Source organism: Acerihabitans sp. (genome assembly GCF_036398755.1).
In the GTDB taxonomy this organism is placed as follows: domain Bacteria; phylum Pseudomonadota; class Gammaproteobacteria; order Enterobacterales; family Enterobacteriaceae; genus Acerihabitans.
The window spans coordinates 56814-82282 of the sequence record NZ_DASWOM010000092.1 but is presented as its reverse complement, the minus strand read 5'-3'; the positions used below and the strand labels follow the sequence as shown (position 1 = coordinate 82282).

The following is a 25469-nucleotide window of genomic DNA, read 5'->3' as shown; positions in this document are numbered from 1 at the left end:
GGGCTTAACTCCTGGTTTCGTCGTGTCGCGGCTGTTGCTCCGACGAATGCGGTCCGGTTTCCCGTCCCGCATTCGCCGCGTCATCGCCGGTCTGACGCGCCAGCGAGGGTACCGGACCCTCTTCCCCCGGCCGCGGCGGATGGGCCAGCAGGCGCAGCATATAAATAAGCCCGGTGCCGAATACCAGCAAATAGATCGTCGCCACAGCCACGGCGGAGGTCATGACCTGGGCGGTGGATATCGGCGTGACGCCCTCATCGGTGCGCATCAGGCCGTAGACCATATACGGCTGGCGGCCGGCCTCGGTGACCAGCCAACCGGCCAGCATGGCGATAAATCCCGCCGGCGCCAGGGGTACCATGATGCGTTGCAGCCACCGGGCCCGCCACAGGGCGCCCCGCCAGCGCAACGCCGCGCCCGCGACGCCCGTCAAGGTCATCACCAGCCCCAGGCCCACCATGGCGCGAAAGGCAAAAAACACCAGCGGCACCGGCGGGATATCCTGCGGCGGAAACTCATTCAGGCTTTTAATGGTGCCGGTAAGGTTATGGCGCAGATAGAGCGAGCCGACATGGGGAATCGACACTTCCCAATGGTTGCGCCGCGCCGCACTATCCGGCAGCGCGAACAGCCGCATCGGCTCTCCGGCGCCCGGCGGCGGGCGGTTCCAGTCGCCTTCCATGGCGGCGACTTTTTGCGGCTGGTAACGCAGGGTATTTTCGCCGTGCAAATCGCCGGCGAGAATTTGCAAGGGCGCGGCGACGGCCACGGTCCATAATGCCCAGGAAAACATCACCCGCGCCGCGGGATTGCGGTTGTCGCGCAGAAGATGCCAGGCGCCGGCCGCGGCGACCATAAACGCGGTGCCGAGCACGGCGGCCAGCAGCATATGCGCCAGCCGATAGCCAAATGAAGGATTAAAGATAATCGCCGGCCAGTCCAGCGGATGGAAACGACCGCCATCGTCCAGCAGAAAGCCCGCCGGGGTTTGCATCCAGGAGTTGGCGGAGAGTATCCAGAACGCGCTGAACAGGGATCCCAGCGCGACCATGCAGGTGGTGAAAAAATGCAGTTTCGGCCCGACTTTTTGCATGCCGAACAGCATAATGCCCATAAAACCGGCTTCCAGGAAAAACGCCACCAGCACTTCATAAAACATCAGCGGCCCGATAATCGCGCCCGCCCGCGTGGAAAACGCGCCCCAGTTGGTGCCGAACTCAAACTCCATCACCACCCCGGACACCACGCCGACCGCCACGTTAAGCGCAAAGATCTTCAGCCAATACCGATACAGGTCCAGATAGACCTGTCGCCGCCGCCACAGCCACATTGCCTCCAGCGCCATCAGAAAATGGGCCAGGCCGAGGGTAAACGCGGCCAACACGATATGAAACCCTATGGTGAAGGCAAACTGGGCGCGGGCAATCAGCAGCGGAAAAACATGTTCCATCGGACCCTTGCTTCGGCATCGGCTGCCGTGTTTGACCTCAGGCGTCGCTGGGCTTGCCGGTAAATGAGGAGATGGGTTTATCAACCTCTTCATCCATACGGCGGCTAAAGGCCTTCATACCGTCGATAAACGGCGTAATCCCCTGCCAGAATGCGTCATCGTTAAGCATCTTATACAGCCCCCGCACCCCCGGCGCATCCTGCGGCGCGTCGTTTCCTTCCCGCGCGCGGCTTATCGCATCGACCATATCGCGCACGGCGAACACCATCTTGTAGAATTGGCCGGGAGGAAAGGTGGATAGCGCCATGGCCAACACCGACAGGTTCTGGATAACGTTCAGCGAACCTTCACGGCTCAGTCCGTTGACCAGCACCCGCGCTATCTGGTTATTGGCGGCCGCCAGGTCGTTGGCCAGGCGCAGCACGCCGTGCTCGTGCAGGGTTTGCAGCAGGCGTTCCAGCTCCTCGTGGGCGTCCGGCCCGATTTTCGGGGCTTCCACCGTATAACCGATAGGTTTAGCCATTTAAAATTTCTCCGGATGAGGTTCTTGTTCAGGCGGCGGCTGGTAATCGTCACGTTGCCATTTCTGCTCCACGGGCACCTTGTCGATGGGGGTGCGGGAGCCATAGCGAAAATTATGGCGCGGCAGCGGCGAGACCATCTTCTCCCTGGGCAGCACGGTAAGATTCACCGCCAGCTCTTTATAGGCGGGGGTATTTACATCCGGATCGTGATGCTCCCCGGTCAGGGCGTTGACGCCATCCTTGCCCAGGTGAATGGGAAGAAACAGGGTATTGCCCTGTACCCGATCGGTAATCACCGCCGGCACCTCGACGGCGCCGCGCCGCGACGCCAGGCGCAGCCAGGCGCCTTCCTCGATGCCCCGCTCCGCCGCCAGCGCGGGGCTGACTTCCACAAACCACTCCGGCGACAGGGAAAGGAGACGTCCCCCGCGTCCGGTCTGATTGGTGGACTGGAAATGCTCCAGCATCCGTCCGTTATTCAGCAATAAATCATATTCGCCGTCCTGCGCCTCGGCGGGCGGTTTCCATTCCAGCGGATAAAGAATGGCCTTGCCGTCATCGGTATGGAAACCATCGGTATACAGCAGCGGCGTGTCGGTGCCGTCGGCCTTGACCGGCCAGAGCAGCGATTGCCATCCCTCCAGCCTGCCATAGGTCACGCCGGCGAAGATCTTGGCGATGCCGGCCGCCTCGGCCATGATCTCCGAGGGATGGGCATAACCCCAGGGATGTCCCATTCTCGCCGCCAGATCGGTGAGGATCCGCCAGTCCGGACGGCTGTCGCCGAGCGGCGGCATCACTTCATAAAAACGCTGGATGCGGCGCTCGGTGTTCACGAACGACCCGTCTTTTTCCACGCTCGGACAGCCGGGCAGCACCACGTCGGCGAATTCGGCGGTGCGGCTCATAAACAGGTCCTGCACGACCAGAAAATCCAGATTGGTAAACCCCTCATGCACATTGGCGGCATCGGCGTCCGAGAACGCCGTTTCCTCGCCAATCACATACATCGCCTTGATTTTTCGCTCCTTCGCGTGCTTGACCATGGTGAAATTATCATCGCCGGCCTTATCGGACAGGCTTTCCGGCGCCACGCCCCAGGCTTTGGCCCATTTGGCGCGCACCTGATGATCGGTGACCTTTTCATAACCGGGATAGTAGTCCTTCAGGCAGCCGAAATCGCTCGCCCCCTGCACGTTATTATGGCCACGCATCGGGTACCCGCCGGTGCCGGGCCGGCCGTAGTTGCCGGTCACCAGCAGCAGGTTCGACAGCGCCGTGCTGGTATCCGCCCCGTGGCTGTGCTGGGTAATGCCCATCGCCCACAGTATGCAGACGGAGGATGCCCGGCCAATCATGTCGGCGGCGGCGATCAGCTGCCGGCGCGTAATGCCGGTAACCCGCTCGGCGAACGCCAGGGTAAAAGGCGCCAGGGATTGGCGGTACTCATCCACCTGGTTAACCCGTGCCGCCAGGAAGTCCGTATCCGCATAACCATGATCAAACATATAACGTGCCATGGCGGACGCCCAGACCATATCGGTGCTGGAGTTGATGCGCAGGAAGATATCGGCGCGCTCGGCCATCTCGTGTTTACGCGGATCCACGACCATCAGCCGCTGGCCGTGGTGCTTGCGCGCCGCCTTGATGCGGGCGGCAATCACCGGATGGTTCTCGGCGGTATTGCTGCCGACGATAATAATCAGTTCGGCCCGTTCCAGATCCCTGATGGAACCGGCGTCGCCGCCATATCCCACGGTGCGGAACAGGCCCTGGGTGGCGGGGTTCTGGCAGTAGCGGGACGAATTGTCGACGCTATTGGTGCCGATAATCAGCCGGGCGATTTTTTGCGTCAGGTAGGCTTCTTCATTGCTGGCCTTGCTGGAACCGATAAACCCGATGCTGTCAGCGCCGTGAGTATTACGTGTTTCCAGCAGGCGGCGCGCCACCAGATCCAGCGCTTCATCCCAGCCCGCCTTGCGGAAACGGCCGTTTTCACGAATCAGCGGCGTGGTCAGGCGCGCTTCGCTGTTGACGAAATCCCAGCCGAATTTGCCTTTAACGCAGGTGGAGATGCCGTTGGCCGGCGCATCCACCATCGGCTGCACTTTCAGGATATGCCGATCGCGGGTCCACATTTCAAACGAACAGCCCACGCCGCAATAGGTGCAGACGGTTTTGGTCCGCTTGATTTCCGGCTGGCGCCAGTGCATATCCATCATGGATATGCCGGTAATGATTTCCGCGCCGGTGGTGTTCTCGATGGTTTTGATCATATCGATCAGCGGGCGTTTGAGATCGGGAGACATGGCGGTAAACGGCCCGGCATCCGGCTGCATGGTTTTTTCCATTAAGGCGTTGCAGGGACAGACCGTGACGCAGTGACCGCAGCTGACGCAGCTGGAGCCGGCGATTTTTTCACCACCGTCCCACAGCACGCGCGGGTGATCGGCGCCGTAGTCGATACTCAGCGTCTCGTTGACCTCAACGTTCTGGCAGGCGTCCACGCAGCGGCCGCACAGGATGCACTGATCGGGATCGTAGGTGTAAAACGGATTAGAGTGGTCCTTTGCGTACGGCTTGCGCTCGAACTTATAACGCTGGATGGGGATATGCATATCCGCCATGGTGTTGTGCAGGGTACAGTCGCCGGTATTGTGCTCGCATACCGTGCAGTACAGCTCGTGCTTGGCCAGCAGCCGATCCATGCCCTCAACCTGCGCCGCCTGGGCTTGCGCGCCCCGGCTGTTGAGTATCATGCCGTCACGGGTGCGCAAGGTACAGCCGCGCACCAATTGATGATCCTGTTCCACCCAGCAGACATCGCAGGTTTTCAGCGGGTCCAGCGCCGGGTGATAACAGACATGGGGCAGGTTGACGCCCTGCGCGGCCAGGAAATCCACCAGCGGCGTATCCGCTTTGCCGGTCAACGGCACCCCATCAAACATAATCGTGCAATCTGTCTGGCTCATCAGGCCGCCCTCAAATGACAACCACCACATATCGTGCGCGCATTGGCCATGGCGGCCACGAAGATATTGTTAAAGGTAGTCGGTAATCATTGATGCGCAATAGCCACACAGTTCGCAGATTGTTGCTAATTATTAACAGTAATTATGTATGTTATTAACAATTGCCTGGCGGCTACAGCCTGAAAGTACCGTCGACCACGGTGACCGATTGGCCGGCAATCCACGGCTCGCCGTCGATAAACCGCGCGCAGACCTGGCCGTCGCGCCCCAGGGCGGTACCCTGGCGCACGCGCCACGACTCGGCGAAGGCCGGATTATCAGGAAATCCCTGGGCGTGCAGCAGGCGCGCCAGGCAGGCGTTGGCGCTGCCGGTGACCGGATCTTCCACCAGGGCGCCGCGTTCCACCAAAAAGGCCCGGACCTCGTAATCAGCGGGGCCTTTTGCCTCATGCAGGCCATAAACCGCCAGGCCGTCCGCTTCGCAGCGTTTCAGCAGTCGCTCCAGGGCAAGGGTGTCCGGTTTCATCTGTAAACAGGACAGCGCGTTGTCGGCCCGGGCGATCAGCCAGCGGATCCCCATGTCCACCACCACCGGGGGGGACCAGGTGACCGTGGTCTCACCGCCCACGGCGGCGTTCAGCAGGGGGAAATAGCTTTCGTTCATCGTATAGATCCTGGCCGCCGGCGCCTGGAACGCCAGCCATCCGGCGCGGGAAATATCGATAGGAACCAGGCCCACCCCGCACTCCTGGATTAACCGCCCGGCTGTTTTAGCCTTAAAGCCGCTTTCCAGCATCGCGTGGGCGGTGCCAAGCGTGGGATGGCCGGCAAAAGGCAATTCACCGGCCGGGGAAAAAATGCGCACATGATAATCGGCGCCGGCGGACGAAGGCGGCAGGACAAAGGTGGTTTCGGATAAATGGGTCCAGCGGGCCACGGCCAGCATCTGCCGATCGGATAAGCCGTCGGCGTCAAGAATGACGGCCAGGGGATTGCCCAGTAACGGCGTGGCGGTAAACACATCCACCTGTTTAAAGCGTCGCAGTTCGGTCATCATTCATCCTTTTTAATCGTAAGGCGATTATTGCCGATTCTGGCGTGGTTGAAGGATAACTGCAAGGATGGGCGGCGGGATATTGAGCTTTGAGATAACCGCCAGGCCGGGGGGAGCGGTTAACCGACCGTTCCACCGGACCGGCGGCGAAAAAACTGCGCCGCCAACTGTCAATAACGGCTCCTGACAGTTGGGGCGCAGCTCTCAATGGGTATTATGCCGCGGGGTTAATAAAATCAACCGCGGCCCGGTCCGCCGCCGTGGTGATAACCACCGCCGCCGCCGCCACCGCCGCCACCGCCGCCCCAAGGAGGCGGCCACAGGCAACCGCTGAGCGCGGCGCTAAGAACAATTATTCCGACAAATGCTAAAATGCGACGCATTGTTTTGCTCCATATATTAATAATTACGTTACCGTTGAATCATTATCTATTAGCAGGGAGGGGTCAACGGCGGCAACCGTAAAGATATTTAACACAGATGTTTCTAGTTGCGATAATTGAATAGAAGGGTAAATTCATTGAAAATAGAAAGAGTTGATTAATTTATTCCTATAGGAAAATGCTTATATTTGTATATTATTTATTTTGCTTGTAAGAAATTTAAGATTATTCCCGACACAGGATACCGAGGGAGAAGATAAAAGAAAGCGTTAATTCAGCCAGGCATGAAAAAAGCGTTTGCGGGGTAAAATAACGCAAACGCTTTTTGACGGACATTTAACGGGCAAAGCCCTGGATTGATGGCGCGCTGATAAAGCGCTATTCATAGACCACCGAGGTACTGTGCATGTTATTCGGCCCCGACACCGAGGTCGCCGGATAATCGCGATTATCCACGCGCACGCTCTGATCGCTGCGGTGGCCGGGCAGCGCCGGCACTCCGGTCCTGGCGCCGACGGTGGTCAATACCACCTGGTGCGGTTCATACCGGGCGGTATTGATGGTGTCGGCAGCGGCGGCGCCGAACGAGACGACGCTTGCCAGGGCGATGATAACAAGATTAATTTTGTTCATCATGATACCCATCCCTTATTGGTAGATTACCGCCGTGCCGTGCAGGTTATTCTGGCCGGTGGTGGACGTAATGACAAAAGACTTGGCGCCTTCGGCCGTGGCCTTAGCGGACAGTTGGCTTTCCAGTGAAGACAGGTTGGTGCCGCCGCTGGCGCTGATCACGCCCGCCGGCTGCTGGCCCGCCGGGGCGGACGTCGCGAGTTGCGCGGCGAAACTACCAAAAGAGACGGCGCTCAGGGCGATGGCGGCGATGGCATATTTTACGTTTTTCATGATGTTTCTCTCTATTCGTTATCGGTGCAGGATTTGTCGGTCAACGTTATTTGTTAACGTTCGATAAGTTAATACTAGTCCCCTCGGCGGCGTTGATCAACTAAATCTTTAATGATCGTTAATATAATATATAAGTTTATGTTAAATAACGTAATTTTTTTGATTGATTTGTTGCGCGGCGCCAACAGGCGAGTCCGTCGCGCGTGGCGGCGCCAAGACTTGCCGGAAAATTTAACATTCTTCAGGTAATGTGACATAAGGCGCTTGTAATTTTTGTAATGATCGTTAATTATATAGATGCCGGGAGATATCCACAAGGACGTTGTGCAAACGGCAAGACGTTAGGCAAAAATGCGATAAGAGAGGATGTTATGAATACCGATCATGTTGCGCCCATACGGAAAGGACGCGGACGCCCAAAACAGTTCGATCGTGACCATGCGCTGGATAAAGCGCTGGAACTGTTCTGGCGCCACGGCTACGAAGCGACTTCGCTCAGCGATCTGGTGGAGGCCACCGGCGCCAAGGCGCCGACGCTGTATGGCGAATTCGGCAATAAGGAAGGCTTGTTCCGCGCGGCGGCCGAACGCTACGTGGCCAAATTCGCCGAACGCGGCAAGGCGCTGCTGGCCGATCCGAATTGCACGGTGGCGCAGGCGACCGAAAATTTCATGCGCGATACCGCGGCGCTGTTTACCGATAAAGATCAGCCGTCGGGCTGTTTTATCATCTGTACCTCAGCCGCGCTGTCGTCCTCATCCGACGCGGTGGCGAAACTGCTGCGCGCACGCCATCACTTTCAGGAAAACATGCTGGCGGAGTTTCTGCGCGCGCGCCAGGCCCAGGGAGAATTGCCGGCCGGTACCCATGTGCCCACCCTGGCGAAATACCTGACCTGCATCCTGCAGGGTATGTCGGTGCAGGCGCGCGACGGCGCCACGCGCGAGGATTTGGATACCATCGTCACCACCTTGATGAAGGTATGGCCGAACCTGGCGCGCATTGGCGCGGCCGCCGCCCGGGATATGGCGCGGGTTTAACGATGCCGCGCCGGACCGGCGCGGCCGGAAAGATAGCGGCGCGACGCAGGTAAAGTTGATTCTGCGCAGGGCGCCGGCGTGCTTCGGTACGTAATATGCGTTTATCAGGTCACTTCGTGGCAAGTCCGGACGGGATAAATGAGCCCATTGATTGCCGATACTCCCACCGCTATTCGTTTCTTGCAGGCCTCGCGGCAAAGCGAGATCGCCGCTTTGCGACGTTTGCTGCAAACCGGCGAACTGGTGGGGGCGGTCAGTCAATTGGTGCATATGCTGCAACGCGAGCGCGGCGTCACCACGCTTTACCTGGGTTCGGGCTTGTACGCCGATGCGCTTGAAAAACCGGCGCACGATGCCGTTACCGCCGAGCGCGCCGTACTGCGGCTATTGGGCCGGGCGGAAGACGTCAATCAGCCGGCGTCCGACAGCCGGAGCCTGGGGCGTATTGCCGCGGTATGCTATGCGCTCGGATGCTTACCGGCGTTACGCCGCCGCATCCGGCGGGCCGAAATCGATCAGGCGCAGGCGACGGCGGTATTCAACGCGGTGATCCGCAGTCTGCTGGCGCTGGTATTCGAGGCGGCGGATACGGCGGCGGAGCCGGCTGTTTCCCGGGCGTTGATCGCCATGTTCAGCTTTATGCAGGGCAAAGAGCTGGCGGGGCAGGAACGGGCGCGGGGCGCGGCGGTTTTTGCCGCGCGCGCATTCAGCGACGCCGCCCGCCAACAGCTGCTGGAGCTGATCGACGGTCAGGAACGGTGTTTCGCCACCTTCGGCGATTTCAGCGATCCCCTTAATCTGCAGCGCTGGGGCGAGATGGCGCGTGACGCCGATACCGATGTCGAGCGGCTGCGCCGCATCGTTCTCACGGGTAAAATCGCCGCGGATCACAGCCTGCGTTGGTATGAGGCGACGACCCGCCGTATCGACCTGATGAAAGCGGTCGAGGACGGGCTGGCGGCGGCATTGATGCAATTATGCCGGGCCGGCATCGACGCCGCGCAAGACGCCGCGGGCGACCGGCCGGGGGATGCCGCGCTGGAAGCTCTGCTGGCGCGTCAGATGGACCAACCGGTGGCGTATAGCGTATTCGTTGCCGCCGCCGGGCCGGCGGACGCCGCTGAGCCGCTGGGCGATAACGGCCTCAGTCCGCAGCTGGGACGTTCGGTATTATCTATCGTCGGGCAACAATCGCGCCGGCTGCGGGAGCTGGCCGATGAGCTGGCGCAACTGCGCGCAACGCTTAATGACCGGCGGCAAATCGAAGACGCCAAGCTGCTGTTGATGCGTCATCAGCGGTTAAGCGAGGAAGCGGCCTATAACGCTCTGCGGCGTATGGCCATGAACCAAAACAAAAAGCTGGCGGAAGTGGCCGCGGCCATTCTGGCGGTGGAAGAGATATTGACCGGCCGGCCATAACGATGGGCCGGGGGTAAAAGACATCAGTATATGACGGCGTGTTAAGCCAATGGCGGCGTAGCGCGGGTCAAGGATAAAGGCGTCCAAAAGCATGCGGTAATTGCATGTTTTTGGACGCCTTTTTTTTATGTAAGGACTTTGTTATGAACAAACCCGTATTAGTCGTCATCGGCCACGGCATGGTGGGCCAGTATTTCCTGGAACAGCTGGTGGCGCGCGACCTGCACCGGCGTTACCGCGTCATCGTCTTCGGCGCCGAGCGCCGCCCCGCTTACGATAGAGTGCATTTATCGGAGTATTTTTCCGGGCGCAGCGCGGGATCGCTGTCGCTGGTGCCCGACGGTTTTTTTGCGTCGCATGGCATTGAATTGCGCGGCGCCACCGCCGTTACCGCCATCGATCGTCAGCGGCAATGCCTGACGGATAACCGCGGCGCAGTCACACCCTACGATCGGCTGGTGCTGGCCACCGGATCCTATGCCTTTGTGCCGCCGATTCCCGGCAGCGATCTACCCGGATGCCTGGCGTACCGTACCCTGGACGATCTTGACGCCATCGCCGCGCGGGCGCGCCAGTCACGACGCGGCGCGGTGATCGGCGGCGGCCTGCTGGGGCTGGAAGCCGCCAATGCCCTGCGGCAGCTGGGACTGGAAACCCATGTGGTCGAGTTTGCCCCGCGTCTGATGGCGGTGCAGCTTGATGAAGGCGGCGCGGCCATGCTGCGGCGAAAAATCGAAGATTTGCGGGTAAGCGTGCACACCGGAAAAAATACCCGCCGTATCACTCCTGCCGGACAAGACGGCCTGCGGCTGGAATTTGCCGACGGCGGGTCGCTGGATACCGATCTTATCCTGTTTTCCGCCGGTATCCGTCCCATGGATCGGCTGGGCCATCAGTGCGGACTGACGCTCGGCGCGCACGGGGGACTGGCTATTGACGATCGGTGCGTGACCTCGGATGCCCATATTTTCGCTATCGGCGAATGCGCCGCGTGGCGCGACGCTCTGTATGGGCTGGTGGCGCCCGGTTATCAGATGGCGCGCGCGCTGGCGTCATGTCTTGCCGGGGAAGAAACGGTATTTAGCGGGGCGGATCTCAGTACCCGGCTGAAACTGCTGGGCGTCGAGGTCGGCTCGCTGGGGGACGCCCAGGGCGTCGCCCCAGGCTGCCAAAGCTATATATGGACCGACGGCCCGCGGCAGATTTATAAAAAAATCGTGGTTTCCGCGGACAAAACCCGCCTGCTGGGCGCGGTGCTGGTGGGCGACAGCGCGGAGTTCAGCACCCTGCAGCAGATGATACTTAATGACATGCCCCTGCCGGAGCGGCCGGAAAGCCTGATCCTGCCGGCCGGCTCTGGCGGGGCGCCGAAAACGGCGGGAGCGGCCTCCCTGCCTGACAGCGCCCAGGTCTGTTCCTGCCATAACGTCAGTAAAGGGGATATCCGCGCGGCGGTGGCGGCGGGGGCGGGCGATCTGGCGGCGGTGAAAACCTGCACCCGCGCCGGCACCGGCTGCGGCGGCTGCGTGCCGTTGGTCAGGCAGGTGATGGAATATGAGCTGTCGCGGCGGGGCGTGGTGGTGAAAAAAGACGTGTGCGAACACTTCGCCTATTCACGCCAGGAATTGTATCACCTGATTCGCGTCAACCGCATCCGTACCTTCAGCCAACTGCTGGCGCAATATGGCCACGGCCTGGGATGTGAAATCTGCAAACCGCTGGCCGGTTCCCTCCTGGCTTCCTGCTGGAACGACTATCTATTGCAACCCGAACATCTGCCGTTGCAGGATACCAACGATCGTTTTTTCGCCAATATCCAGAAGGACGGTACCTATTCCGTCGTGCCGCGCATGCCCGCCGGGGAAGTTACCCCGGCGGGGCTGATTGCCGTGGGCCAGGTGGCCGCCCGTTATCATTTATATACCAAGGTGACCGGCGGCCAGCGCATCGCGCTGTTCGGCGCCAGGATGGAACAGCTGCCGGCTATTTGGCGGGAACTGGTGGACGCCGGGTTTGAAACCGGACATGCCTACGGTAAATCGCTACGCACCGTAAAATCCTGCGTCGGCTCAACCTGGTGCCGCTTCGGCGTGCAGGATTCCACTGGGCTGGCCATCAGACTGGAAAACCGCTACAAGGGCCTGCGCGCGCCGCATAAATTCAAGCTGGGCGTTTCCGGCTGTACCCGTGAATGCGCGGAAGCGCAGGGCAAGGATATCGGCGTTATCGCCACCGACAAAGGCTGGAACCTGTATGTTTGCGGCAACGGCGGCATGAAACCGCGCCATGCGGATTTATTTGCCGTCGATCTGGATGCCGACAGCCTTATCGCCATGATTGACCGCCTGCTGATGTTTTATATCCGCACCGCCGATCGGCTGCAGCGCACCAGCGCCTGGCTGGATAATCTGGAAGGCGGCGTGGACTATCTGCGCCGGGTGATCGTCGATGACGCGCTCGGTATCTGCGCCGAGCTTGAACAGGACATGCAGTCGGTGGCGGCAAGTTACCAATGCGAATGGCAAACCACCCTGGCGGACGCCGGCCGGCTGGCGTTATTCCGGGGATTTATCAACAGCGCCCGGCCCGATGAAGCGGTGGTCATGGTGGCGCAACGATCCCAGATCCGGCCCGCCCGGCCGGAAGAAAAACCGCGCGCGGGCGTGAACGCGACCGCGGTCGATGCGCAAGATGGGCTGTCGAGGGGGGCGTTGCCGTCCGTGGCGGGAAACGGCCCTGGGCCGTCTTCCGCCGTTGGGGAAAGCGGCTGGCGGCCGGTCTGCATGCTTGGTGATATCCCGGCCCATGTCGGCATCGCCGCGCGTTTGGGGCAACGGCAGATCGCCCTGTTTTACCTGCCGTCGGCCGCGGGTCCGACCAGCGGGGAAGACCGGGTGTATGCTTTATCCAATCATGAGGCGGGCAGCGGCGCCAACGTGTTGGCGCGCGGCTTGGTGGGCGATGTCGCGGGCGAGCCGGTGGTGATTTCGCCGCTGTATAAAAAGCATTTCCGTCTGCGTGACGGCTGCTGTCTGGAGGATGCCGGCCTGTCGGTCAGCGCCTGGCCGGTGGAAATCCGCCAGGGGCGCGTCTGGGTGGCGACCTGCGCATTGACGGAGCGCGCGCCGGCGGAATAATGGCGACGCCCGTGACGCCCCGCCGCCACGGAGCGTCACGGCCTACCGACGGTCTTCGTCATGCCAGCCGCCGCCGAGGGCGACGATCAGCTGGACGCTGGCCACCCATTGGGTGCTGCGCAGCGACAGCAGGTTTTGCCGCTGCGACAGGCTGGTATTCTGGGTGGTGGCGACATCCAGGTAATCAATCATCCCTGCCCGGTACTGGTTAAGCGTAACGCGGGCCGATTCCTGCGCGGACTCGGCGGCGCGTTGCTGCGCGGCGGTTTCCGCCTCCAGGGTCGACAGCTCCACCAGATAGTTTTCCACTTCCTCGAACGCCGACAGCACGCTCTGGCGATAGCTGGCGACGCTTGCGTCATAAGCCGCCCGCGCCTGCTCAACGGATGCCTTGGTGGCGCCGAAGTCCAGCAGGGTGCCGCTCAGCTCCGGCCCCAGCGACCATACCCGGTTCGGCAGCGAAATCAGGTTATGCAGCGTCGAACTTTGAAAACCGCCGCTGGCGCTCAGGGTCAGATCGGGATAATAGGCGGCCTGAGCCACGCCGACGGCGGCGTTGGCCGCGGCGACGCCGCGCTCGGCATAGGCGATATCCGGCCGGCGCTGCAACAGCTGCGACGGCAGCGCCGCCGGGATAGCGGGCAGGCTGGCGGTGAGCCTGGCGGCGGGCAGGCTGAACTGCGCCGGCGACCGGCCGATAAGCACCGCGATGGCGTGTTCAAGCTGCGCGCGCTGCCATTGCAGGTCCAGCGCGGAGGCGCGGGCGCTTTCCAGTTGGGTCTGCGCCTGCGCCAGGGTACCGCGCGACTCGCTGCCGGCGCGGTATTTATTGTCGATAATGCTCAGGTAGCGCTGGTAGGCCTCGACGCTCTCCTGATAGAGCGCGATCTGCTCATCCATCACCCGCAGCTGGAAATAATCCTGCGCCAGCTCCGATTGGGCGCTCAGGGTGATATTGGCCAGTTCGGCGGCGCTGGCCTGGGCATTGGCCTGGTTTTCCTCCACCGTGCGCCTGAGTTTACCCCAGAGATCCAGCTCCCAGCCTGCGCTGACCTGCGCCGTATGCGCGGTGGTCGTTGACGTCTGGGTGCCGCTGCGCGTGGTGCCGGCGTCGGCGCTGACGGTGGGATACAAATTGGCGCGTGAGCCGGCGGTCAGCGCCCGCGCCTGCCGGTACAGGGCCTCATATTGCGCCACGTTCTGATTGGAAATACGCACCTGGCTTAACAAACCGGAAAGCGTCGGATCCCGGTACACCGCCCACCATTCACCCTTGGCCGCCTGATCCCGCGGCGCGGCCTGGGTCCAGCCTTTCGCCTGCTTATATTCAAGCGGCACCGTCATCGCCGGGCGCCGGTAATCCGGCCCCACCATACAGCCGGCCAGGATCAACGCCAGCGCCAGGGGCATCAGCTTCAAAACGGGCGGTCGGGATATCGTTATCATAAATTCACTGTTGTCTTCGAGGATAGAAGGGGGATCGCCGCCAGGCCCGCTTGCTGGAACGGCTCAGTCGGTCCATATATAGATACACCACCGGCGTGGTAAACAACGTCAGCAGCTGGCTGAGCGCCAGTCCGCCGGCAATCGCCATGCCCAGAGGCCGGCGTAAATCCGCATCGCCGCCGCTGCCCAGCGCCAGCGGCAGGGCGCCAAAAAAGGCCGCCAGCGTGGTCATCATGATCGGCCGGAAACGCATCAGGCAGGCCTGGGTAATCGCCTGCTGCGGGCTGAGTCCCTGGGTCCGCTCCGCCGCCAGGGCGAAATCTATCATCATGATGGCGTTTTTCTTGACGATGCCTATCAATAACAAAATGCCGATAAGCGCGATAACCGTGAGCTGGGTGCCGGTGACAATCAGCAGCAGCAGGGCGCCCAGCCCGGCGGAAGGCAAGGTGGACAGTATGGTAAGCGGGTGGATATAACTCTCGTAAAGCATGCCCAGCACGATATAGACCGCCGCCAGCGCGGCGAGTATCAGCCAGGGCATGCTGGAAGCCAGCGCGGTAAAGGCCTTGGCGGTGCCCTGGAATCCGGCCTGGATGTCGGACGGCAGGCCAATCCGCGCCATGGCCGTTTTGATAAGCTGCTGCGCCTGTTCGAGGGAAACGCCGTCCGCCAGGTTAAACGCCACGGTGCTGGTGGCCGATTGCCCCTGGTGCGCCACCGATAACGAGGCGTTGGCGCCGCTGAAGCTGGCAAAGGCGGAGAGGGGGATTTGCCGGCCCTCGCCGTTGACCACCATCAAATCGTTCAGCACCGCCGGGTCGAGGGTAAAGGCGGCGTCCAGGCTCATCACCACATGATACTGGTTAAGGGTTTTATAGCGCGTGGCGACCTGCCGCTGGCTGAAGGCGTTATTCAGCAGGGTATCGAGCATCTTGACGTTTACGCCCAGCCGGGTGGCCTTATCCCGATCGATATTCAGCATCACCTCCTGCCCGCCGGTCTGGGAATCGGCATCCACCCCGGTGAGCTGCGGGATTTTTTCCAGCGCCGCCTTGACCTTCGGCGTCCAGAGCCGCAGGGTCTCCAGGTCATCGGCCTGCAGGCTGTACTGATAAAGGGCGTTGGCGCTGCGGCCGCCGATATGCAAATCCTGCGCCGGCATCAGGAACAGCTGGATACCGGCCTGGTTCATGCCTTTGGCGGTCAGGCGGTTGGCCACTTCGGCGGCGTTGGCGTCCCGCTGGCCGAAATCCTTGAGATGTACGAAGAAGGTGGCGCTATTGCGCGAACCGAAGCCGCCGCTGCCCATGGAAGAGAGAACGCCGTCCACCGCCGGATCCTGCTGTATGATGCGCGAAAATTCCTGTAGCTTGGGTTTCATGGCCTGGAATGAAACGTTCTGATCGGCGCGCAGCATGCCCATCAGCAGGCCGGTATCCTGGTTGGGGAAAAAGCCTTTCTGCACCACGGTATAAAGAAAAATATTCAGTATCACGGTCAGCACCAGGCTCAACAGCGTCAGGCGCTGATGGCGCATGACCCAGGCCAGGGCAACGGCGTAGGCTGCCAGCAGCCGGGCCAGCCCGTCTTCGATAAGCCGATAAATCCGCGACGGCCGGCGGGTCACCGGCGGCCTGCGCTTGAGCAGCCGCGAACACAGCATCGGGGTGAGGCTCAGCGATACCACCATCGAAATCAGCAGCGAGACGGTGAGCGTTATCGCGAACTCGCGAAACAGCCGGCCGACGATACTGCCCATCAGCAGGATGGGAATAAACACCGCCACCAGCGACAAAGTCATCGCCAGCACGGTAAAACTGACCTCCTGCGCGCCGCGGATTGCCGCGCGCACCGGCCCCAGGCCCTGCTCGATATAACGGGTGATATTTTCCAACACCACGATGGCGTCGTCCACCACGAACCCGGTGCAGATAATCAGCGCCATCAGCGACAGGTTGTCCAGGCTATAGTCCAGCAGGTACATCACCGCGCAGGTGCCGATAAGCGATACCGGCAGCGCCAGGGCCGGGATAATCACCGCCTGCAGGTTGCGCAGGAAGACAAACACCACCGCGATCACCAGCGCCACGGCAATCAACAGCGTTTCCTCGGTATCGCGCAGCGAGGAGCGCACGTTCGGCGAGCGATCCACCACCATATGCAAACCGACGTCGCCGGGCAGGGCGGCGGCAAGCGCCGGCAGCCGCGCCTTGATGGCGTCGATGGTTTCCAGCATATTGGCGCCCGCCTGGCGGGTTACGCCTATCATCACCGACGGAGTCTGGTTGTAGTAACCGACGTTGTATTTGTCCTCCACCGAGTCGTAAACCGTGGCCACGTCCCCCAGCCGCACGGCGGCGCCGTCTTGATAGCTGACGATAAGCGACCGGTAATCGCGCGCCAAATCCAATTGGCCGTTGCCGTCCACCACCCAGGATTGCTTATCACCCTGCAATATCCCCTTGGGCAAATTGCTGGTGCTGTCGGCGATGGCGCTGCGCACGCTATCCAGCGATAAGCCGAAGTGGGTAATCATCTGCGGCCGCAGATCGATGCGAATCGCCGGCAGCGAACTGCCCAGTAGCGACACCTGGCCGACGCCTTCCACCTGGGCGATTTTTTGCTGGATTTCGCTGGAAGCCAAATCGTACAGCTCCCCGCTGGTGCGGGTGGGCGAGGTCAACGCCAGCACGACAATCGGCGCGTCGGACGGATTGGCCTTACGATAGGTGGGCAGCGACGGCATGCTGGAGGGCAGCAGGCTGCGCGCGGCGTTAATCGCCGCCTGCACATCGCGCGCCGCGCCGTTGATATCCCGGTCCAGGTCAAACTGCAAAATGACGTTGGTGGAACCCTGCCCGCTGCTGGAGGTCATTTCGCTGATGCCGGCAATTTGTCCCAGGGCGCGCTCCAGCGGCGTGGCCACCGTCGCGGCCATGGTTTCCGGACTGGCGCCGGGCAGGCTGGCGCTGACCATGATGGTCGGAAAATCCACCTGCGGCAGCGGCGCCACCGGCAGCAGCCGGTAGCCCAGCAGGCCGAGCAGCAAAATAGCCAGCGTCAGCAGCAGCGTCGCCACCGGGCGGAAGATAAAAACGCGCGAGATATTCATCAGCGTTCCTGACTACCGTATCGGCGCCACGCCCGCTGCGCGCGCTGCGACATGCCGTCAAACCACAGGTAGATAACCGGGGTGGAGAACAGCGTCAGCACCTGGCTGAAAATCAGGCCGCCGACGATCACCAGCCCCAATGGGCGACGCAGCTCGGCGCCGGAACCGTGCGCCAGCATCAGCGGCAGCGCGCCGAGCAACGCCGCCATGGTGGTCATCAGTATCGGCCGGAAACGCAGCAGGCAGGCCTGGTGAATGGCCTCGCGCGGGGTAAGATGCTGGTGATGCTCCGCCTCAAGCGCGAAATCGATCATCATGATGGCGTTTTTCTTGACGATGCCTATCAGCAAAATGACGCCGATAAGCGCTATCAGGCTGAACTCGGTATTGGCGAACAGCAGCGTCAGCAGCGCGCCCACCGCCGCCGATGGCAGGGTCGACAAAATCGTCACCGGATGGATAAAGCTCTCATACAGAATGCCCAGCACCACATACATGGTCATCAGCGCCGCCAGGATAAGCCACAGGGTATTATCCGTGGCGCTCTGGAACGCCGACGTCTCGCCCTGGTAGCGCAGGGTAATACTGGACGGCAGCTTCAGCTCATCGGTTACATGGGTAATCGCCCGCTGCGCGTCATCCAGGGAATAGCCGTTTTGCAGGTTAAAAGAGAGGGTGACCGCCGGAAATTGATTGAGCCGGGCGTACAGCAGCGACCCGGTGCGCAGGTGGATTTTGGCGACGGAGGTGAGTTTCACCATGCCCGTCGACGCGGCGGCGGACGAGCTGGCGGAACTACCGGACGAACCGGCGGAACCGGTCGAACTGTCCGCGGTGCCGGTGGTGCCGGCAAGATTGGTCGCCAGGTAGATATCGTCAAACGACGCCGGCGATTGTTGATACTTCGGCAGCACCTCAAGCACCACGCGATACTGATTGGATTGGGTAAATATCGTCGATACCAGGCGCTGGCCGAAGGCGTTATACAACGCGGTGTCCACATCGGCGGCGGTAATGCCGTAGCGCGCCGCCGCGTCGCGGTTCAGTTCCACATAGGCCACCTGGCCCTGATCCTGTAGATTGCTCGCCACCTCGCTGAATTCCGGCCGGCCGGCGAGCGCCGCCACCACTTTCGGCGTCCAGGCGACCAGGTTCTCGCTGTCCGCGTCGTCAAGGGTGAATTGGTACTGGCTGGGCGTCACCTGGTCGTTAACCGTCAGATCCTGGGCGGATTGCAGATACAGCTGGATGCCGGCGATCGTGGCGGTCGCCTGCCTGAGCTGCGCGATAATCGCGTCGGCGCGCAGGTCGCGATCGGCGAAGGGTTTAAGGTTTATCTGCAGCCGGCCGCTGTTCAGGCTGGTATTGTTGCCGTCGATGCCGATGGTCGAGGAGACGCTCGCCACCGACGGATTGCGCAAAACCACGTCCGCCAGTCGTTGCTGGCGCGCCGCCATTTCGCTAAAAGACACATCCTGCGAGGCCACCGTCACCCCCTGGATAAGCCCGGTATCCTGCGGCGGGAAAAAGCCTTTCGGCACCATCAGGTAAAGCAGGGCCGTCAAGACCAGGGTCAATAACGCCACCAGCAGCATCAGGCGTTGATGATCCAGCACCACCGTCAGCCAGCGATCGTAGCCGGCCACCAGCTTGTCGAACAGCTGCCCGCCCTTGCGATTGAAGCGGCTCTGTTTTTCCGGCGGGATATGGCGCAACAGGTAAGCGCACAGCATCGGCGTGAGCGTCAGCGACACCACCATCGACACCAGGATCGCCACCGCCAGGGTAATGGCGAATTCGCGGAACAGGCGTCCGACCACATCGCCCATAAACAGCAGCGGGATCAGGACCGCAATCAGTGAAAAGGTCAGCGAGATGATGGTAAACCCAATCTGCGCCGAGCCGTTAAGCGCCGCCTGCATCGGGGTTTCACCATTTTCCAGGCGGCGCGAGATATTTTCCACCACCACGATGGCGTCGTCGATAACAAAACCGGTGGCCACCGTCAGGGCCATCAGCGACAGGTTGTTCAGGCTGAATCCGGCCAGGTACATCACGCCGAAGGTACCCACCAGCGACAGCGGCACGGCAATGCTTGGGATTAACGTGGCGGCCAGGTTGCGCAGAAACAGAAACGTCACCATCACCACCAGCGCGATGGATAGCAACAGCTCGAACTGCACGTCGCTGATGGACGAGCGGATAGTCTGGGTGCGGTCCGATAAAATCTGTAGCTTGACCCCGTCGGGCAACGCCGCCTGCAGCGTCGGCAACTGCGCCTTGATATTGTCCACCACCGAGATAACGTTGGCGCCCGGCTGGCGCTGCACGCTGATAACGATGGCGGGCATGCGATTGGCCCAGGCGGACTGGAACGCGTTTTCCTCCGCCTCGTCGATTTGCGCGATATCCCGCAGGCGCAGCGCGGCGCCGTCCTGGTAGGTAAGGATCAGGTTGCCGTATTCGGCCGCCGTGCGCAGCTGATCGTTGGCATCGATGGTTATGGAGTGATATTTGCCGTCGAATCCTCCCTTGGACCCGTTGACGTTGCTGTTGCCTATCAGGGTGTTGACATCGGCCAGCGTCAGGTTGTGCGCCGCCAGGGCGCGGGGATCCATGCGCACCCGTATCGCCGGCTGATGGCCGCCGGCCAGGGTCACCATGCCCACCCCGGAAATTTGCGACAGTTTCAGGGCGACGCGGGTATTCACCAAATCCTGCACCTTGATAAGCGGCAGGGTATCGGAGGTGGCGGCCAGGGTGATGACCGCCGTATCGGCGGGATTGACCTTTTTATAGGTCGGCGGGTTGGGCAGGTCGGTGGGCAGCAGGCTGTCGGCGGCGTTAATGGCCGCCTGCACCTCCTGCTCGGCCACGTCCAGCGACAGCTCCAGCGAAAATTTCAGGGTAATAATCGACGCGCCGCCGGAGCTGGTGGAGTACATCTGGCCAAGGCCGGCCATTTGTCCCAATTGGCGCTCGAGCGGGGCGGTAACGGAAGACGCCATCACGCTCGGGCTCGCGCCCGGATACAGCGTGGTGACCTGGATGGTGGGATAATCCACCTGCGGCAGGGCGGAAGTGGACAACATTCGATAGGCGAAAATGCCGGCGACCAGCACGCCTATCATCAGCAAAATCGTGGCAACCGGACGCTGGATAAAAAGCCGTGAAGGGTTCATTGCGCCGTCGCGCTCCCGGCCGGCGCCGCATTCGCCTGCACCACCGAGACCTTGCTGCCGGTATTGAGACGGTCTATGCCTTCGGTCACCACCTGGTCGCCCGGCGCCACGCCGGACAACACGGCCTTCATGTCGTCGCCGAACGCCGGCCCGGTTTTCACCGCTTTACGTTCAACCGTATTGTCGGCCTTGATCACATAGACAAAATCGCCGTCGCTGCTTAACTGCAACGCCTGGGCCGGTATCACGGTCGCGCCCGCGAGCGTCCCGATTTGCAGCCGCACGTTGACAAACTGGTTGGGGTAAAGCTTTTCGTCATCATTAGCAAAAATCGCCTTTAGCTTGATACTGCCTGTATCACTATCGATTTCATTGCTGATAAAATTCAGTTTGCCCTGGCCGAGGGGCGTCACGCCGTCCTGATCGATGGCCGTGGCCGGCAGGGCGTCGCCCTGGCGCAGCGATGTCAGCAGGGTGGGCAAATTGACCTGGGGCAGGCTGAAGGTCACCGCAATCGGCTGGGTTTGGGTAATGGTGACAATGCCGGTGGTATCGCTGCTGTGGACCATATTGCCGGGGTCGACCAGCCGCAGCCCCACCCGGCCGGCGATCGGCGCGGTGACGCGCGCGTAATCCAGATTCAGCCTGGCGGCGTTGATTTGCGCCTGATCGGCTTTTATCGTGCCCAGATACTGGCCGACCGTGGCGGTCTGGGTTTCCAAATCCTGCCGGGCAAGCGAGTCTTGGGCAAACAGCGTCTTATAGCGCGCCAGGGTTAACTGGGCGCTTTTCAGCAACGCCTGGTTCTGCGCCAGTTCGCCCTGGTATTGCTCCAGGGTGGCCTGGTAGCTGCGGGGGTCGATTTGCGCCAGCAACTGGCCTTTGGCCACTTTCTGGCCTTCGACAAAATAAACCTGCATCAACTGGCCGTCCACCCGGCTGGTCACCGTGACGCTGGCATTGGCCACCACGGTGCCGAGCGCGGAAAGATACACCGGCACATCCGCCTGTTTTGCCGTCCCGCCGTGCACCGGCGTGGCGATGCCGCTCATGCCGGGGCCGCCCGCCCTGCCTGGACCGCCCGAACGGGTATCGCTATTCGCGCCGGTGGAATGGCGCGGGAGAACATAGAACAGGGCGGCTGCGATCAACAGCACAGCGATTAACAACAACAGGATGTTGCGCCATTTGATTTTACGTTGTGAACGGATTTTCATGCGATACGGGCGGCCATCAGTGGTCAGGGAAATATCATCGTACTAGGATAAAGTAATCCAGGCGGCGTGATTGTAAAAGTTTCGTCAAAAAGCATGTCACTTATACGGTAAAACAGACATAACGACAAAGATTACCGCATTCATGGCTGACCCTGTAGCCTCGGTTTCAGGGTGTGAAAAGCCAGCGTGGCAAGCCGTAATACATGCACATGGAGATTGATTTAGATGAACATTATGTAATAAGGTGTATTTTATATTCAGGAAAATTGCAAGGTGTCATCCTTCTTTTTGTAAACCTGGCAATATAATTGTCGGGTTTTTGCCGTTTCAGGAAATGATACCGCTAACCGCCGGAAATAGATGCTTTTTTAATCACTCCCAGGTGATTTCGGCTTCATCAGGCGCGGCGCGTGGTGTTGTGATATAGTTAAAAATGTTAATTTTATGTTTTAATTTATGTTGGGAATACCTTCATTCGCCCCTCAATGCCGATATTCACGCGGCTTTTTTGTTTTCCCTCCACCTATAGCTTAGATAACTTTACTTTCCCCCCGCCGGCTTATTTGACAGTAAGCGTGCTCACTATATAATCCGTTTTTATTTAACAGGCTATGTCGGCAAAGAAAATTAGTGATGCTGTTGCATAATTGAATAGGTTAATCATTTAAAGAAAAACCGTTATATCAAAATTGTTTTTTCCAACATAACTATGATAAAGGTCTTGTTAAAAAAAGGATTAATTTATTATTTTTATGATCTAACCTGCAAATACGGATATGGTATGACGGTAAGCTGACGTTAACTGAACGGCGGCTTAACCCAATGGTATAAATCATGGCCTGTGGCAGCCGTTAATATCCGTGTTGACGCGGTGTTTAAACGCAACCGAGGGGCGATGGATGTTTAACAGCAAGGTGCAATAATAGCAATAAAATAAATTCCAAGTAATTCTTTAAATAATGAATTTACTCATTGTTGAAGTTGATCATTACTTTTTCTAAAGCAGTTTGGTTGTGATGATGGTTTCTGCGGCAATAAGATATAGAAAGAAGAAATGATCAGTGTATTGATGAAATGTGAACAGGTAATACCATAGGCTTATCCAGGGGCGATCGGCCATTTTAATCCATTGTCATCCTCGGATAGGGAGAAAATATGAGTAATGTATTTAATAAACCGCGTGATATGAATATTCCGCCGGCTCCGCTTCCGATCAAAGGGGTCAGGAAAGAGGTCGTAAGCCATTTTAAAGTACAGTACACATTTGGTGATTTTATTCTTAACTCTACCCGGGTGCTGTTTCACAAAGACCAGAAAATCAGCATATCGCCCAAAGAGCTGGGGGTGCTTATCCTGCTGTTGGAATCCGCCGGCGAGGTGGTCAGCAAGGACCGGCTTATTAATGAAGTCTGGTGCGGCGGCAACGTGGGCGAGGAATCGCTGACCCGGTGTATTTATGTGTTGCGCCGCATTTTGCAGGAGGGTAAGCATAACCGGTTTATCGATACCGTGTATGGCAAAGGCTATCGTTTTACCCTTCCCGTGACCCGCGTAGCGCCCCGCGAGCGCGTGGCCACCGCCAACTGTATTTTTGCGGTGTTGCCGTTCCATCTGGATACGCATCTGGACGCGCTGGAGCTGCACGACGCCATTGTGCAGGACATGATCGGCCATACGGCCGCCGGGCTGCACGTTTTACCCTCGTCGCTAACGCGTGGCTGCACCACGCTGCAATCAACCCTTGAGCTGATGGACAAGATCAAACCGGATTATTACCTGACCGGATATCAGTTGACCCAGACAAGCGGACCGATGGTGCGCATTGAACTGATGCGCGCGCAGGATCATCTGGTGCTGCATCGGGAGGGGATAACCCTTGACCGCCGGCTGACGGTGGCATGCATCAAACGCCGTATCAAGCCGCTGCTGCTGAAGTATATCCCCTGTCTGCGCGGGGGCGGGCAAAGCGTAAATCCCCCCTCGGTCCCCAACGATCCGCAGGCCATTCACCGCGAGGGGCGCGGCGCCCTGCTGGCCTATACGCCGGCAAGCCTGACCCGTTCCCTGGCGTTGTTGAAACAGGGACGCCAACAGTCACCGGACAATCCAGACCTGCTTTTTCACCTGGCGGAGTGCTATTTCGCCCTCGGCCAAATGGGAATGATGGATTTCGACCATGCGCTGCGCAAGTGCGGCGAGCTGGTCGACCAGGTGCTGGAACACACGGCGGAGCATCCCGGGGCGCTGGCGCTGGGCGGCGTGCTGCGGGGATTGAATTCGACGTTCAGCCAGGCGGCGGATATGTTCCGGCGGGCGCTGGCGGTGGCCGGAGACAATCCTTGGGTTAATTATTACTATGCCTGGCATCTGTTCATTGTCGGGGACATCGGCAGGGCGCTGTATTTTGCGCGCCAGGCGCGCAAAATGCTGCCCGAAATGATTGCGGTACAGGTCTTGATGATGTGGCTGGAATATTGCGACGGCAACGCCCGGGCGGCGCTTGAGATCGCCGCGGACTCTTTATCGGCTGAGCAGGCCCATCCGGTGCTGCTCAGCATGCAGGCGGTGATCCTGTGCGGCGAGGGCCAGTCCGGCCGGGCGGCGGAGCTCATCCCCCCTCTTATGCACGGCGGCGAGCGGGACGGTATTGTCTATTTGAACGCGCTTTATACGCGGATGTTCTCGCAGTCGGCGGCGGTAAACGGCGAGCAGGTCGCCATGCTGATGCGCCGTCCCTCCCATATGATGCCGTCGGCGTTGCTGCCGGTTATCCTGCAATGCCAGGGATACCGGGCGGCGAAAACATGGTATGACCAGCTTTCCCGCGCCTCTTCGCCCTGCCTGCTGCTATGGCGCAACGATCCACGGCTCAAACCCCTGCATGCCGATATTGCGGAGTCTTGATACCCATGCCCACAGGTAAATACCTCATCGCGTTCGGTTTAATGTGGTTCACCGCCCACGCGTCGGCGGACTGCTGGTCGCAGGCCGAACAGCATTTCGCCATTGAATCCAGGCTGCTGCAGGCCATCGCGTTGACGGAATCGAATATGAATCCGCGCGCCACGGGAAAGAACGCCAACGGCACCAGGGATATCGGCCTGATGCAAATCAACAGCGTTCATTTGCCGCGGTTAAAAACCCTGGGCGTCGATGAGCGCCGGCTGTATGAGGATAGCTGCGTTTCGGTGATGGTGGGCGCCTCGGTGCTCTCGGATATGATGAAACGCTACGGCTATTCCTGGGAGGCGGTGGGCGCCTACAACGCGGGAACGGGCGCGGGCCGCAAACACCTGCGCATGCGTTATGCCAAACGCGTTTGGGAACATTATAAAAAACTGGACGCGGGAAATGCGGCGGAGATGGCGCCGCCGGCGATTTCATAAGCAGGCTAATTAATATCTATATGCAATTGCATCTTATTCCATGATGTCGTGTTTTATTTGCCTGTTTTGCAACTTGTCGTTTTATTAATCATTAAATTTTAACTCGACGAATCAGATTCCCGTCATGATTTCTTGAAAACATAAAGGCATTATCATGAGTATAAAGGTCAATCAAAAACGCGGGGGGTTAATAATGAACAAAGAGAGTATCATATTGCCCCACCATCCGCTTGTGCAA

Annotated in this window: 14 protein-coding genes and 1 pseudogene; 5 read left to right on the top strand and 10 right to left on the bottom strand. The window is 59.8% G+C overall.

Annotation, left to right across the window (positions count from 1 at the left end):
* Positions 1-4 precede the first annotated feature (4 nt).
* From VGC33_RS15675 to bhsA, 6 genes are all read right to left on the bottom strand, one after another.
* A complete protein-coding gene (locus VGC33_RS15675) occupies positions 5-1450 on the bottom strand; it encodes a cytochrome ubiquinol oxidase subunit I (protein WP_331121700.1) in 1446 nt (481 codons plus the stop codon).
* 37 nt (positions 1451-1487) lie between these two features.
* Positions 1488-1973, bottom strand: a complete 486-nt coding sequence (locus VGC33_RS15670; RefSeq protein ID WP_331121699.1) for a helical membrane plugin domain-containing protein — start codon at positions 1971-1973, stop codon at positions 1488-1490.
* Positions 1974-4946 (bottom strand): formate dehydrogenase subunit alpha, encoded by a 2973-nt coding sequence (fdhF, locus tag VGC33_RS15665; RefSeq protein WP_331121698.1) that lies wholly within the window; start codon positions 4944-4946, stop codon positions 1974-1976.
* Positions 4947-5118: 172 nt separating this feature from the next.
* Positions 5119-6000: a PhzF family protein gene (locus VGC33_RS15660; protein ID WP_331121697.1), complete on the bottom strand. Its 882-nt coding sequence runs from the start codon at positions 5998-6000 to the stop codon at positions 5119-5121.
* Positions 6001-6761: 761 nt separating this feature from the next.
* Entirely contained in the window at positions 6762-7019 is a 258-nt protein-coding gene (locus VGC33_RS15655; protein ID WP_331121696.1) for a hypothetical protein, read from the bottom strand.
* Positions 7020-7031: 12 nt separating this feature from the next.
* A complete protein-coding gene (gene bhsA, locus VGC33_RS15650) occupies positions 7032-7289 on the bottom strand; it encodes a multiple stress resistance protein BhsA (protein WP_331121695.1) in 258 nt (85 codons plus the stop codon).
* 371 nt (positions 7290-7660) lie between these two features.
* Here bhsA and VGC33_RS15645 point away from each other — a divergent pair, with 371 nt between their 5' ends.
* From VGC33_RS15645 to nirB, 3 genes and pseudogenes are all read left to right on the top strand, one after another.
* The gene (locus VGC33_RS15645; RefSeq protein ID WP_331121694.1) at positions 7661-8329 is read left to right on the top strand and encodes a TetR/AcrR family transcriptional regulator; all 669 of its coding nucleotides are present in this window, start codon (positions 7661-7663) and stop codon (positions 8327-8329) included.
* A 147-nt stretch (positions 8330-8476) separates the two neighbouring features.
* On the top strand, positions 8477-9748 hold the full coding sequence (locus VGC33_RS15640) for a nitrate- and nitrite sensing domain-containing protein (protein WP_331121735.1): 1272 nt from the start codon (positions 8477-8479) through the stop codon (positions 9746-9748).
* 140 nt (positions 9749-9888) lie between these two features.
* Positions 9889-12885 (top strand): annotated as a pseudogene (gene nirB, locus VGC33_RS15635) (nitrite reductase large subunit NirB); the annotation flags it as partial.
* A 42-nt stretch (positions 12886-12927) separates the two neighbouring features.
* On the opposite strand, the gene VGC33_RS15630 reads toward nirB, so the two are convergent.
* Genes VGC33_RS15630 through VGC33_RS15615 form a run of 4 tightly spaced genes read right to left on the bottom strand, consistent with a single transcriptional unit; the run spans position 12928 to position 21845 of the window.
* Positions 12928-14331 (bottom strand): efflux transporter outer membrane subunit, encoded by a 1404-nt coding sequence (locus VGC33_RS15630; RefSeq protein WP_331121693.1) that lies wholly within the window; start codon positions 14329-14331, stop codon positions 12928-12930.
* A gap of 4 nt (positions 14332-14335) precedes the next feature.
* Positions 14336-17446 carry an efflux RND transporter permease subunit gene (locus VGC33_RS15625; protein ID WP_331121692.1) on the bottom strand — a complete coding sequence of 1037 codons (3111 nt, stop codon included), beginning with the start codon at positions 17444-17446 and terminating at the stop codon, positions 14336-14338.
* The gene (locus VGC33_RS15620; protein WP_331121691.1) at positions 17446-20628 is read right to left on the bottom strand and encodes an efflux RND transporter permease subunit; all 3183 of its coding nucleotides are present in this window, start codon (positions 20626-20628) and stop codon (positions 17446-17448) included. Before VGC33_RS15620 ends, VGC33_RS15625 begins: the two co-directional genes overlap by 1 nt.
* Complete coding sequence (locus VGC33_RS15615; protein WP_331121690.1) at positions 20625-21845, bottom strand: MdtA/MuxA family multidrug efflux RND transporter periplasmic adaptor subunit; 1221 nt, start codon at positions 21843-21845, stop codon at positions 20625-20627. Before VGC33_RS15615 ends, VGC33_RS15620 begins: the two co-directional genes overlap by 4 nt.
* Positions 21846-23000: 1155 nt before the next feature.
* On the opposite strand from VGC33_RS15615, the gene VGC33_RS15610 reads away from it, so the two are divergent.
* Together VGC33_RS15610 and iagB are read left to right on the top strand one after the other, a co-directional pair.
* Positions 23001-24749: a winged helix-turn-helix domain-containing protein gene (locus VGC33_RS15610; protein ID WP_331121689.1), complete on the top strand. Its 1749-nt coding sequence runs from the start codon at positions 23001-23003 to the stop codon at positions 24747-24749.
* 5 nt (positions 24750-24754) lie between these two features.
* Positions 24755-25231: a type III secretion system invasion protein IagB gene (gene iagB, locus VGC33_RS15605; RefSeq protein WP_331121688.1), complete on the top strand. Its 477-nt coding sequence runs from the start codon at positions 24755-24757 to the stop codon at positions 25229-25231.
* Positions 25232-25469: the final 238 nt, after the last annotated feature.

Coding starts and splice junctions, on each gene's coding strand:
- VGC33_RS15675 (WP_331121700.1), bottom strand. CDS start 1,450: ATGGAACATGTTTTTCCGCTGCTGATTGCCCGCGCCCAGTTTGCCTTC.
- VGC33_RS15670 (WP_331121699.1), bottom strand. CDS start 1,973: ATGGCTAAACCTATCGGTTATACGGTGGAAGCCCCGAAAATCGGGCCG.
- fdhF (WP_331121698.1), bottom strand. CDS start 4,946: ATGAGCCAGACAGATTGCACGATTATGTTTGATGGGGTGCCGTTGACC.
- VGC33_RS15660 (WP_331121697.1), bottom strand. CDS start 6,000: ATGACCGAACTGCGACGCTTTAAACAGGTGGATGTGTTTACCGCCACG.
- VGC33_RS15655 (WP_331121696.1), bottom strand. CDS start 7,019: ATGATGAACAAAATTAATCTTGTTATCATCGCCCTGGCAAGCGTCGTC.
- bhsA (WP_331121695.1), bottom strand. CDS start 7,289: ATGAAAAACGTAAAATATGCCATCGCCGCCATCGCCCTGAGCGCCGTC.
- VGC33_RS15645 (WP_331121694.1), top strand. CDS start 7,661: ATGAATACCGATCATGTTGCGCCCATACGGAAAGGACGCGGACGCCCA.
- VGC33_RS15630 (WP_331121693.1), bottom strand. CDS start 14,331: ATGATAACGATATCCCGACCGCCCGTTTTGAAGCTGATGCCCCTGGCG.
- VGC33_RS15625 (WP_331121692.1), bottom strand. CDS start 17,446: ATGAATATCTCGCGCGTTTTTATCTTCCGCCCGGTGGCGACGCTGCTG.
- VGC33_RS15620 (WP_331121691.1), bottom strand. CDS start 20,628: ATGAACCCTTCACGGCTTTTTATCCAGCGTCCGGTTGCCACGATTTTG.
- VGC33_RS15615 (WP_331121690.1), bottom strand. CDS start 21,845: ATGAAAATCCGTTCACAACGTAAAATCAAATGGCGCAACATCCTGTTG.
- VGC33_RS15610 (WP_331121689.1), top strand. CDS start 23,001: ATGAGTAATGTATTTAATAAACCGCGTGATATGAATATTCCGCCGGCT.
- iagB (WP_331121688.1), top strand. CDS start 24,755: ATGCCCACAGGTAAATACCTCATCGCGTTCGGTTTAATGTGGTTCACC.